This window comes from Pseudomonadales bacterium, from assembly GCA_024234165.1.
Taxonomy (GTDB): Bacteria; Pseudomonadota; Gammaproteobacteria; order Pseudomonadales; family UBA5518; genus UBA5518.
In genome coordinates this window covers 532,704-542,812 of the sequence record JACKOP010000003.1, presented here as the reverse complement: position 1 = coordinate 542,812, position 10,109 = coordinate 532,704, and the positions used below count along the sequence as shown (strand labels likewise).

The 10,109-nt window shown below is 64.7% G+C and carries 8 protein-coding genes, 1 tRNA gene and 2 pseudogenes; all 11 read left to right on the top strand.

Going from position 1 to position 10,109, the window contains the following annotated elements:
- Window positions 1-153: 153 nt before the first annotated feature.
- On the top strand, window positions 154-1,905 hold the full coding sequence (locus tag H7A12_11775; GenBank protein ID MCP5321480.1) for a tetratricopeptide repeat protein: 1,752 nt from the start codon (window positions 154-156) through the stop codon (window positions 1,903-1,905).
- Window positions 1,902-2,498 (top strand): outer membrane lipoprotein LolB, encoded by a 597-nt coding sequence (gene lolB / locus H7A12_11770; protein ID MCP5321479.1) that lies wholly within the window; start codon window positions 1,902-1,904, stop codon window positions 2,496-2,498. The genes H7A12_11775 and lolB overlap by 4 nt, the downstream gene beginning before the upstream one ends.
- Window positions 2,495-3,337: a 4-(cytidine 5'-diphospho)-2-C-methyl-D-erythritol kinase gene (gene ispE, locus H7A12_11765; protein ID MCP5321478.1), complete on the top strand. Its 843-nt coding sequence runs from the start codon at window positions 2,495-2,497 to the stop codon at window positions 3,335-3,337. Before lolB ends, ispE begins: the two co-directional genes overlap by 4 nt.
- A 6-nt stretch (window positions 3,338-3,343) precedes the next feature.
- Window positions 3,344-3,419 (top strand) — tRNA-Gln (locus tag H7A12_11760).
- 134 nt (window positions 3,420-3,553) lie between these two features.
- On the top strand, window positions 3,554-4,498 hold the full coding sequence (locus H7A12_11755) for a ribose-phosphate pyrophosphokinase (protein MCP5321477.1): 945 nt from the start codon (window positions 3,554-3,556) through the stop codon (window positions 4,496-4,498).
- A 100-nt stretch (window positions 4,499-4,598) separates the two neighbouring features.
- A complete protein-coding gene (locus H7A12_11750) occupies window positions 4,599-5,210 on the top strand; it encodes a 50S ribosomal protein L25/general stress protein Ctc (protein MCP5321476.1) in 612 nt (203 codons plus the stop codon).
- A gap of 58 nt (window positions 5,211-5,268) precedes the next feature.
- Window positions 5,269-5,859: an aminoacyl-tRNA hydrolase gene (gene pth / locus H7A12_11745; GenBank protein MCP5321475.1), complete on the top strand. Its 591-nt coding sequence runs from the start codon at window positions 5,269-5,271 to the stop codon at window positions 5,857-5,859.
- 1 nt (window position 5,860) lies between these two features.
- Window positions 5,861-6,952, top strand: coding sequence for a redox-regulated ATPase YchF (gene ychF, locus H7A12_11740; protein MCP5321474.1), 1,092 nt, complete (start codon window positions 5,861-5,863; stop codon window positions 6,950-6,952).
- A 544-nt stretch (window positions 6,953-7,496) separates the two neighbouring features.
- A pseudogene (locus H7A12_11735) lies at window positions 7,497-8,168 on the top strand (DEAD/DEAH box helicase).
- 22 nt (window positions 8,169-8,190) lie between these two features.
- Window positions 8,191-9,642, top strand: a complete 1,452-nt coding sequence (locus H7A12_11730) for a putative DNA binding domain-containing protein (protein MCP5321473.1) — start codon at window positions 8,191-8,193, stop codon at window positions 9,640-9,642.
- A gap of 1 nt (window position 9,643) precedes the next feature.
- Window positions 9,644-10,081, top strand: a pseudogene (locus H7A12_11725) (SAM-dependent DNA methyltransferase).
- Window positions 10,082-10,109 lie beyond the last annotated feature (28 nt).

Sequence of the window (10,109 nt, the reverse complement as noted above, 5' to 3'; positions counted from 1 at the left end):
GCGCAGGTGCCACAGGCCACGAGCGACACTCCAACGGGGCGGGACAGGGATCCGGAACGGGCGGGAAGTGTATCAATTCACAGGCAAATTGTGCAGAATCCGGCGATGATGGCGCCTCACCGCAGCAAGCCGCCCCCCCTGATGCGCCACCTTATGAGCACGCCGACTCATCCCCCGTCGTTCCGGTTCCGCCCGGGCCGTGCCATCGTCGTCGTTGCACTTGCCGTACTGCTGGCCGCGTGCGCAGCGCATCCACCCGTCGAGATCGAACCGGCTGCACCACCTGCCGAGACCGCAGCCGACACGACACCGACCGTGGTGCGTCCGTTTCCGCGCGACGCCCTGTACGGTCTGCTGGTCGCGGAGTTCGCGCTCCACCGCGGCGCGCTGGAGCTTGCGCTGAAGAACTACCTTGTGCAGGCACAGCAGACGCGCGACGCCGGAGTCGCCGCACGCGCCACCCGCCTGGCGCGTTTCCTGGGCGCCGAAGAGGCAACGCTGCAGGCCGCGCTGCTGTGGAGCGAGCTGGAGCCGGCGAACGTCGAGGCGCAGTTCACTGCCGCCACCGCGCTCGCGCGCGCCGGTCGGGCGCGCGAGGCCTTCGTTCGCATGTCCGGACTCGATGCCGCGAGTACTCCGACCAACTTTGCGGGAATCGCTGCCAGCGCGCTCGACCTCCCGGCAGACGAGCGGAAGGACATGCTGGAGGCACTGCAGCAACGCCAGGAGCAGAGCGCCGACGTGCTGGTCGCCACCGGCCTGCTGCTGCACAGCCTGCAGCGCTATGACGAGGCACTCGCCTGTACTGCACGCGTGCTCGCCGACGATCCGGACAATTCCCAGGCGCTGATGCTGAGCGCGCAGGTGCGCCACGACCTCGGCGATGCGCAGACCGGCAACGCGGCGATCGAAAGCGCCCTGGAACGTCACCCCGACGATCGGCGTTTGCGCCTGAGCTACGCGCGCCTGCTGGCCCGATCGGACCTCCCGGGAGCCAAGCGCCAGTTCCGCGTACTGCTCGAACAGGATCCGGCGGACGCCGAGGCACGCCTCGCGCTGGCGCTGGTTTACCGTGAATCCGGGCAGTTCGACCGCATGAGCGAGGAGCTGAATACGCTGCTCGCAGAAGGCAGCCACGTGAGCGCCGCACATTTCTACCTGGCGCAGGAAGCCGAACGGCGAGAGGACGTCGAGGAAGCGATCCGGCACTACCTGGAGATCCAGCCCGGCCCGGTATTCATGGCTGCCGTGACGCGCGCGTCCGAACTGCTGATCGAAAGCCGTGGACTCGACGCCCTCGGCAGCGCGCTCGCTGCGCAGCGCACCCGCTGGAGCGCTGCGGCGCTGGCGCTCACGCTGCTGGAGTCGCAGTTGCGTCTCGAACACGACGACATCGGCGGAGCCGCACGCCTGCTCGATGCGGCACTCGCCACACGGCCGGACGAACCGGAGCTGCTCTACGCGCGCTCGCTGGTCAGCGAGCGGCGCGGCGACGTGCCGGCACTCGAGCGCGACCTGCGCCACCTGCTGCGCCTCGACCCGCAGAACGCGATGGCGCTGAATGCGCTCGGCTACTCGCTGGCAAACCTGACGAACCGTTACACGGAAGCGCTGCAACTGATCGAGCAGGCGCTGGCGCTGCGCCCCGACGACCCGGCGATCATCGACAGCCGCGGCTGGGTGCTTTATCGCCTCGGTCGGCGCAGCGAGGCGCTCGCACAACTGCAGCGTGCCTTCGACGCGTTCCCGGACCATGAAGTTGCGGCACATCTCGGCGAAGTGCTGTGGGTCGACGGCCGACACGACGAGGCACAGGCGATCTGGAGCAAGGGGCTCGAGGCCAGGCCCGACAGTCGCCTGATCCGCGACACCATGCGCCGCCTCGGTGCGGAGCTGCCACCATGAACGCACTGCGCGGGCTGCTGTTGCTCGCACTGCTGACGCTTGCCGGCTGCAGCGTCGCACCACGCACTCCGGAAATGCCTGCCGACTGGGAACAGCGTGTCGCGGCACTGACCGCACGTGAAAACTGGAAGCTGAGCGGCAAGCTCGGCGTGCGTGCGCAATCCGCCAACGGCGCCGCGACGCTCGACTGGACGCAGCACGGAGCATCGTGGCGCCTGGTGCTCGCCGGCGCGCTCGGCTCGGGCCGACTCACGCTGGATGGGGGTACGGACGGTGTCGCCTGGCGCGATACGCGCGGGCGCAGCGGACATCATGCGGATCCCGACGCGCTGGTCACCGAACTGTGGGGCTGGCCGCTGCCGGTGGCGGCGCTGAGGTACTGGGTGCGCGGTATCCCGCAACCCGGCGTCGCGATCGAGAAACCCGAATTCGGCAACGGCTCACTGCTGCGTTTCGTCCAGTCGGGCTGGCAGATCGAAGCGAGCGAGCGCCGGGAAGTCGAGGGCTTCGCACTGCCGACGCGACTGCGCATCACGGGTTACGGTGCAGCGCTGACGCTGATCGTACGCGAGTGGAGCCTGCCGGCCTCATGACCTGCGCGGTGAGCCTGCGTGCGCCGGCCAAGCTGAACCTGTTCCTGCACGTCACCGGGCGCCGCCCCGATGGCTACCACAACCTGCAGACCGTATTCCAGTTGCTCGATTTCTGCGACGAGCTGCGCTTCAGAGTCGGCGACGGCACGGCCATCGAACTCGACGGCAACGTCGCGGGCGTTGCCACCGAAGACAACCTCGTGGTACGTGCCGCACGCGCGCTGGCCACGCACCAGGGGCTGCGTCGTGGCGTACGGATCACGCTGCGCAAGCGCATCCCGCACGGCGGCGGACTCGGTGGCGGCAGCTCCGACGCCGCAGCCACGCTGCTCGCCCTGAACCGCCTGTGGGACTGTCGGCTGTCGCTGCAGGAGCTTGCGCGCATCGGCGTCACCCTGGGCGCCGATGTACCGGTGTTCGTGCACGGGCGCAGCGCCTGGGCCGAAGGCATCGGCGAGCAGCTCACTGCACTCGCGCTGCCCCCGCGCTGGTACCTCGTGATCCGCCCGGGATGCGCGGTGAATACTGCCGCGATTTTCGCCGACCGGGAATTGACACGTGATACCCCGCTCACGACAATAGCGGCCTTTTTGACCGGCGGGCAACGCAACGACTGCGAGGCCGTGGTCAGGAAAAAATACCCGGAGGTCGATCGCGCGCTTGCGTGGTTGAGCGCCTTCGGAGAGGCACGGATGAGCGGAACCGGCAGTTGCGTTTTTGCCGCATTCGCGGACGCGCAGTCGGCAGAAAAGACGGCCGCGCTCGTGCCCCTCGGATGGGAAAGCTTCGTTGCCCGCGGTATCGACCGCTCCCCGGCACACGAGGCATTGTTCGACTGAATCGACTGGGGCGTCGCCAAGTGGCTAAGGCAGCGGGTTTTGATCCCGCCATTCGTAGGTTCGAGTCCTACCGCCCCAGCCAGTCCATTCGTCGGGGAACAGATCAGGCGGGGCCCACGCGCACCATGATTCGCCAGCCCGTATGTGCATGCGCGCGCCGCGCCCGCCAGCGAAGCACGAACCTTGCGTAGCCAGGTCACGACCAGGAGTTCCGACGTGTCAGAAATGATGCTCTTCACTGGCAGCGCCAACCCGGAACTGGCGCAGAAGATCGTACAGCGACTGGGACTGCGCCTCGGCGGTGCCATGGTCGGGCGCTTCAGCGACGGCGAGATCAGCATCGAGATCGAGGAGAACGTGCGCGGCAAGGACGTGTTCGTGATCCAGTCGACCTGCGCGCCGACCAACGACAACCTGATGGAACTGATCCTGATGATCGATGCGCTGCGCCGCTCGTCGGCCTCGCGCATCACCGCGGTGGTTCCCTACTTCGGCTACTCGCGCCAGGACCGCCGCGTGCGTTCGAGCCGCGTGCCGATCAGCGCCAAGGTGGTGGCCGACATGATGGCCAAGGCCGGCGTGAACCGCGTGCTCACGGTGGACCTGCACGCCGAGCAGATCCAGGGCTTCTTCGATGTGCCGGTGGACAACGTCTACGGCTCGGCGATCCTGATCGACGACATCGAACGCCAGCGCTACGAGAACCTGATGGTGGTCTCGCCGGACATAGGTGGCGTGGTGCGCGCCCGCGCGATCGCCAAGCAGATGAACGATCTCGACCTCGCGATCATCGACAAGCGCCGCCCGAAGGTCAACGAGGCGCAGATCATGCACATCATCGGCGACGTCGCCGGCCGTACCTGTCTGGTGATCGACGACATGGTCGATACGGCGGGCACGCTGTGCAAGGCCGCACAGGCGCTGAAGGACAACGGTGCCGCGAAGGTGATCGCGTACTGCACGCACGCGGTGCTGTCCGGCAAGGCAATCACGAATATCGAGGACTCGGTGCTCGACGAGCTGGTCGTCACCGATACCATTCCGCTGTCCGCGCAGGCCAGGGCGTGCGCGCGCATCCGCCAGGTAAGCAGCGCGCCGCTGCTCGCCGAGGCGGTGCGCCGGGTCAGCAACGAGGAATCCATCAGCGCGATGTTCGCCTGATGCAACTGGCGGAAAGGCACACGCCTTTCCCATTCACCACCACTGGCGGTTCCCATCCCGGTCGCAGGGAGGACAACCGCCCCGCAACGGAGTACAGACCATGTCTGGCGAATTCATGTTGAACGCTGCTGCTCGCAGCGACGCAGGGAAAGGTGCGAGCCGCCGCCTGCGCAAGCAGGAGCTGGTACCGGCGATCGTCTACGGTGGCACGGGTGCAGTCCGCAGCATCTCGGTGTCGCACCGCGAGCTGACCAAGGCACTGGAGAACGACGCTTTCTTCTCCCACCTGATCACGCTGAAGCTCGACGACGGCAACGAGGAAGTCATCCTGAAGGACCTGCAGCGCCATCCCTCGCGCCCGCTGATCCTGCACGCAGATTTCCTGCGCGTCAGCCGCGACCGCAAGATCCACGTTCACATCCCCCTGCACTTCATCAACCAGGACCGCTGCCACGGTGTGAAGAACCAGGGCGGCATGATCCAGCACAACGCGAACGAGGTGCACGTGAGCTGCCTGCCGCAGAACCTGCCCGAGTTCATCGAGGTCGACATGCTGGACTACCACGTCGGGCAGGCGGTCCACCTGTCGGACCTGAAGCTGCCGTCGGGCGTCGAAAGCGTCGAACTGTCACACGGCCCGGAGCACGACCTTCCGGTCGCCACGGTGCTGGCGCCGAAGGGTGGCGCAGCGGAAGACACCGCAGAGGCCTGACGCACAGTGCGCGCCTCCATCACCGGATGGAGGCCGCACCCACCTCGAACGACACACCTTGACCACACCGCTCGCGCTCATCGTCGGACTGGGCAATCCCGGACCCGAGTATCACCGCACCCGCCACAATGCAGGTGCCGATTTCGTGAGCGCGCTCGCCACGCACTGCAACGCCACGCTGAAGCCCGAATCCCGCTTTCACGGCCTCACGGCGCGCGCGACCATCGCTGGCCACGAGGTGCGGCTGCTGATCCCGCAGACCTGGATGAACCGCAGCGGCCAGGCAGTCGCCCCGGCACTGAACTTCTTCAAGCTCGAAGCGCAGCAACTGCTGGTTGTCTATGACGAGCTGGATCTTCCGCCCGGCGAGGTGCGTTTCAAGTTCGACGGTGGTCACGGCGGCCACAACGGGCTGCGCGACATCATCGCCGCGCTCGGCAACAACCGCGCGTTCCACCGGCTGCGCGTCGGTATCGGGCACCCCGGTGCACGTGAGCAGGTCACCGGGCACGTGCTGTCACGTCCCTCGCCGACTGACCGCCGACTGATCGATCTGTGCATCGACGAAGCGCTGCAGGCACTGCCGGATGCCGTGGCCGGCAACTGGCCGATCGCAATGAACCGTCTCAACAGTTTCAGGGCCGAATGACATGGGTTTCAACTGCGGCATCGTCGGACTGCCGAACGTCGGCAAGTCCACACTCTTCAACGCACTGACGCGCGCCGGCATCGCCGCGTCGAACTTCCCCTTCTGCACCATCGAGCCGAATACCGGTATCGTGCCGGTCCCGGACCCGCGCCAGGAGCGGATCGCCGCAATCGTGAAGCCGCAACGCATCGTGCCGACCACCATGGAGTTCGTCGACATCGCCGGGCTGGTTGCCGGCGCGTCCAAAGGTGAAGGGCTCGGCAACCAGTTCCTCGCCAACATCCGCGAGACCGACGCGATCGCGCACGTGGTGCGCTGCTTCGAGGACGACAACGTGATCCACGTCGCGAGTCGCATCGATCCCCGTGGCGACATCGAGGTGATCAACACCGAGCTGGCGCTGGCCGACCTGGAGAGCGCCGAACGGCAACTGCAACGCGTCTCGCGCACGGCCAAGGGCGGCGACAAGGACGCCCTGCGGCAAAAGGCGCTGCTGGAACGCCTGCTGCCGCACCTGAACGAAGGTCAACCCGCTCGCTCATTGCCGATGGACGACGACGAGCAGGCAACGCTGCGCGAGCTGCATCTGCTCACCAGCAAGCCGACCATGTACATCGCCAACGTCGCCGAGGACGGCTTCAGCGACAACCCGCACCTCGCCGTCGTGGAGGAAATCGCCGCTGCGGAAGGCGCGATGGTGGTGCCGATCTGCAACAAGCTCGAGGCCGAGATCGCCGAGCTCGAGGAAGAAGAGCGCACAGAGTTCCTCGCTGCGCTCGACATCGAGGAACCCGGTCTGAACCGCGTCATTCGCGCTGGCTACCGGCTGCTGAACCTGCACACCTACTTCACCGCCGGCGTGCAGGAAGTGCGCGCCTGGACCGTGCGCATCGGCGCCCGCGCGCCAGAGGCCGCCGGCGTGATCCACACCGACTTCCAGAAGGGCTTCATCCGCGCCGAGGTGATCGCCTACGAGGATTTCGTGAACTGCCGCGGCGAGCAGGGCGCCAAGGACGCCGGCAAGTGGCGCCTGGAAGGCAAGGACTACGTGGTGCAGGACGGCGACGTGATCCACTTCAGGTTCAACGTCTGACGGGGCCTGTCCCTGCCGGTCAAGCCCACCGGCGAAAAATACGTCACTCGCTTCTTCCTGGCCGGTCAGCCCAGCAAGGCTCTCACGGCCCGTTCTGCGTTCAAAACAGGGCGTCAAGCAGCCGTAATGAGGCGTTTTCCAGGAAAACACCCCATTCGAAGTCTATGATTGGCGCATCGACACGGTCCGAGCGCATATTTCCATGCACTCGCTCACCCCCGAGCACCCCGCCGCGCTTCCAGCCAGTCACCGCGCACCCGACGCCGACGGCCATGACCGGCCTGACTCGACACCATGCCACCGCGCGGGCTCAGCGTCTGGCCGATCCCCTGGTGCCGCCGGGTATGTTCGACTTCCTGTGCATCCACCCCTTCCCGGATGGCAACGGCCGCCCGTCCCGCTTGCCGACCTTGCTGCAGGCCTGTCGTGAATTTGAGGAGCGTGTCGGCACCAACGAGCAAGGACGTGTCAGCAGTGGAAGCGCATCTCGACAGGCATCGCCGTGGTGGCGATCGATCACAAGATGGATCAGTGAGGACTCTCCATGGATAACGTGTTCCAGTTCCGCGACCAGCTCATCGAACGATACGGCAGCTTTTCCCGCAGCTTCGTTCGCATCGCGGCAGCCGACATCCAGGCCGAAGTCGAACATCAATATGCGCAAGGCCGCTACTGGCCTGAACCGCTGGTACAGATCAACCCGAACTACCAACGCCAGGGCACGGTACAGCAACTGGCGGAACAGGGGATTTTGCATGCTGATTGCGCGGAAATCTTTCAGATTGGAAAAACCGAAGGTTCGCCACAACCTCTCCATCTCTACAAACATCAGATGGAAGCCCTGGCCAAAGGCCAGTTGGAAGAACTCGACAAGTTTCTGCATGGCTATGCGCCAGAGCTTCGTCCCTTCACCGTCAAGCGCTATACCGGCCAGGAAAGCAAGGCAGAACGCAGCGCCATCGCGGATGACCCGCCCGATATCCTGCTCACCAACTTCATGATGCTGGAGTACATCCTCACGCGCTTCGACGAAGTGGATCGGCGCGTGGTGGAACATTGCGAGGGACTCGAGTTTCTGGTGCTGGATGAGTTGCATACCTATCGTGGCCGTCAGGGCGCGGACGTTGCCTTGCTGGTGCGGCGGCTGCGCGAGCGTTTGAAAGCCGCGCAACTGGTCTGCATCGGCACGTCGGTGACCATGTCCAGCACAGGTACGTGCTGCTGCCAGATTCGCTCTGATGGGACATGACCACACCATGACGGAAACCGAAACCACCGAGATGAAGAAGTCCCTGGCCGAACTGAAACAAGGGCTGGTTTCTCTGACCGCCATGCTCAACAAGCACGGCCAGGCCGAGTTGTGGTTCGGCATTGCACCCAACGGCAAAGCCGTGGGCCTGGAGATCAACGAAAAGACCCTGCGTGATGTCTCCCAGGCGATTGCCGCGCATATCGAACCCGCCATCTATCCACACATCAGCCAACAGTTCATCGAAGGCAAGCATTGCCTGCACATCAAGGCCGAGGGCTGGCAGCAGCCTTATCTGGCCTATGGCCGTGCTTACATGCGGGTGGCGGATGAAGATAAGAAACTCAGCGCCAGCGAACTGAAGAACCTCATCCTGCAAAACAATCAGGATGCGCTGCGCTGGGAGAACGAACCCAGCGGCCTGACGCTGGAACAACTGAACCCCGAAAAAATCAGCCGCTTCCTTGCACGCGCCGACCTGCCGCCAGACAGCGCCGCCAACGCCCTGGAAAAGCTCGATCTGTTGCGTCAGGGCGCGCCCATCAACGCCGCCAAACTGTTTTTTGCCGACGCGCCCATCCAGTTGCGCTGTGCGGTATTTGCCACCACCACCAGCTCCACCATCATCGACCGCCACGATTTCGATGGCGACATCCTCGAACTGATCGAAGAAGCCGAAAAATACGCCCTGAAAAACATCCACATCGGCATGCGGTTGGAAGGCTTGCGCCGCGTGGACGTGCCCGAGGTCTCCCTCAAGGCCATCCGCGAAGCCCTGGTCAATGCCTTCTGCCACCGCGACTGGCGCGATCCGGATTTCGTGCAGGTCGCCGTATTCAAGGATCGGCTGGAAATCCGCAGCCCCGGCAGTCTCTACGGCAACCTGACCTTTGACGAGATACGCCAGGGCAACGTCTCCCGCCGCCGCAACCCGAAAATTGCCGAACTGCTACGCCGTATTCATCTGGTGGAAGCCTGGGGCCGGGGCGTGCCGCTGATTCTGGAAAACGCACCGGATGCCCGCCTCATCGAAATTGGCGGCTTGTTCATCACCCGTTTTGCGCGACCATCGGCAGCAGAGGCAGCGGCAGATGCCAGCGCAAAGATCGGCATGGAAACTGGCATAGAAAACACTGAAACCAGTAGAGAAACTGGCATAGAAAGCCCAAGAACTAGTACAGAAATGCCGAAAACTAGTAGAGAAACTGGCACAGAAGCCGCCTCACCAGACGCACTGGCCGGGCTTCCAACAGCCCGAAAAATCTTGCTTCACCTCCAATCGGAGCCGGCCAGCACTGCCAAAGACCTTGCCCAAAAAGTCGGCATCACGGAAAAGGGCGTTCGCTACCACCTGGAGCAACTGAAGAAACAGGGCAAGCTGCGCCACGTTGGCCCCACCAAAGCTGGCTACTGGAAAGTCATCACCGAGGCCGACGAATAACATGAAACGCATCCGCAAAACCCAGGCCACGCTCAACCTGCCCACCCTCAAGCTCGAAGGCGGGCTGTTCCTGCCCGACCAATTGGAAAAAGCAGCCCAGGGCCGCGCCAGTGCCCAGAGCGAAGCCGACTACGGCACCCCCAAGGGCGTCAAGCTCAAGGACGAATACAGCCGCGCCTTCCAGATCGCCTGCGCCCAATGGCAGCATTTCGCCGCGCAGCTGGAACGCACCGACATCGATGCCGCACAGCTCACCACCGCCTTCGTCCACGAACTGCTGCGCGATGCCTTTGGCTTCGCCACCCTGCAAGCCGCACCAGCGCAGCCAGTGGGTGAACTGCGCTACCCGGTCAGCCTCATGGCCGACACTTTGCCCGTACTGGTCGCCCCGCACGTACTGGGGTTGGACGAGGCCGATGCGCAATTTGCTGTCCAAGGCACCCGCGACGAGCTGCGCTACGTCCTCG

Coding starts and splice junctions, on each gene's coding strand:
- H7A12_11775 (MCP5321480.1), top strand. CDS start 154: ATGAGCACGCCGACTCATCCCCCGTCGTTCCGGTTCCGCCCGGGCCGT.
- lolB (MCP5321479.1), top strand. CDS start 1,902: ATGAACGCACTGCGCGGGCTGCTGTTGCTCGCACTGCTGACGCTTGCC.
- ispE (MCP5321478.1), top strand. CDS start 2,495: ATGACCTGCGCGGTGAGCCTGCGTGCGCCGGCCAAGCTGAACCTGTTC.
- H7A12_11750 (MCP5321476.1), top strand. CDS start 4,599: ATGTCTGGCGAATTCATGTTGAACGCTGCTGCTCGCAGCGACGCAGGG.
- ychF (MCP5321474.1), top strand. CDS start 5,861: ATGGGTTTCAACTGCGGCATCGTCGGACTGCCGAACGTCGGCAAGTCC.
- H7A12_11730 (MCP5321473.1), top strand. CDS start 8,191: ATGGGACATGACCACACCATGACGGAAACCGAAACCACCGAGATGAAG.